Origin of the sequence: Bartonella senegalensis OS02, from assembly GCF_000312545.1 — a bacterium.
In the GTDB taxonomy this organism is placed as follows: Bacteria; Pseudomonadota; Alphaproteobacteria; order Rhizobiales; family Rhizobiaceae; genus Bartonella; species Bartonella senegalensis.
In genome coordinates this window covers 499168-500866 of the sequence record NZ_HE997540.1, presented here as the reverse complement: position 1 = coordinate 500866, position 1699 = coordinate 499168, and the positions used below count along the sequence as shown (strand labels likewise).

The window sequence follows — 1699 nt, the reverse complement described above, 5'->3', positions numbered from 1 at the left end:
CGGTGCTGTTTCTAAAGATTCAACAGATGCTATTACCGGTAAACAGCTTTATTCTATGGGCAACACGCTTGCGACCTATTTAGATAAAAATGCTGGTTATGATGAGCAAGGAAACTGGAAAGCACCTAGTTTTCAGGTCAAAACTGTTAACGGTGAAGGCAAGGAAGATGAGCAAAGCTATACGAGTGTAGCGGATGCTTTAGCAGGAGTTGGTAGTTCTATTACGAATGTTCAGAATAAAATTACTAAGGAGGTTACCAACCAGATTAATAGTGCAATTACCACTATACAAGGTGAAAGCCTTATACAACAAGATGCTGAAACAAAACATATTACTATTGGTAAAGATACAGAGGGTGATAAAATCGATATAGCCAATAAGAATAAAGAAAAGCGTACTCTTACGGGGATAAAGGATGCCGCACTCTCAGCGGAGTCAAATGAAGCCGTTATCGGTTCACAGCTTTTTGCGACCAATAATGATATTGCAACTCTTAAGAAAAGCTTTTCTGAGATACAGATGAGTGTGACAGGGGTTCAAACAAATTTATCAACAATAGCTACAAATACGTCGCAATATTTGGGTGGTGGTACTGATGTGCTAAATGGTAAGGCACCTACCTATACTGTTGAAGATAAGCCTTATAATGATGTTGCTAGTGCTTTTTCTGGTGTGAGCAGCTCTTTTACAGAGGTAAAGCAACAGATTACGGATGTGAATAATTCTGTCACGAATGTCGAAAATCAAATTAAAAATATGGTGAGTGATAGTCTTATTAAGCAAGATGCGCATACGCAACACATCACGATTGGTAGGGATGCAGGTGGTGATAAAATCGATATTGCAAATGCAAGTGATAAGAAACGTACTCTTACTGGTATAAAGAATGCTGAACTTTCAGAAGATTCAAATGAAGCTGTTACCGGTTCACAGCTATTTACAACAGATAAAAATGTAACGACTGTATCAAATAACCTCCAAACCACCGCCACAAATATAGCCAACTACTTTGGAGGTAACGCCAAATATGAAGGTGGAAAATGGACTGCTCCAACTTTTACACTAAAAACTATTAAGGCTGATGGCCAAGAAGAAGATAAAGCTTATCAGAATGTAGCGGAAGCTTTGATTGGAGTTGGTACTTCTTTCACGAATGTTCAGAATCAAATGACTGAACGTGTTAGCAGTGTGATTAACAAATTAGAAAGCGAGAACCTTGTTAAGTTGAATAAGGATACAAATCTTATCAATATTGGTGCGGAAAAAGAGGGCACTGAAGTCAATATTGCCAACAATAACAAAGAGGATCGGATTCTCTCTGGTGTGAAACATGGCGTAGTCTCAAAAGATTCAAACAATGCAGTGAATGGTTCGCAGCTTTTTACGACCAATGAAAATGTTATGACAGTAACAAATGATCTGAAAACGGTTTCTGGTAATACGTCAAGTTATTTTGGTGGTGGAGCTGATGTTCTTAGAGGTGATATGCCAACATTTTCTATTCAGAAAGAGAGCTATCATACGGTTGCAGAAGCATTTGCAGGTGTTGATAGTTCTTTCACGAAGCTTCATGATGAGATTAATAAAAACAACACTGAGATTACGCAAAATATAGAAAAAAATGCTTTATTATGGAACGATAAAGCCAAGGCATTTGTCGCACGTCATGAAAAGGAAGCAGAAGAACAGGTCGCTACA

Annotated in this window: 1 pseudogene; it reads left to right on the top strand. The window is 38.1% G+C overall.

Annotated elements, in window-relative coordinates:
• Positions 1–1699: pseudogene (locus BN200_RS09335) on the top strand (hypothetical protein); the annotation flags it as partial.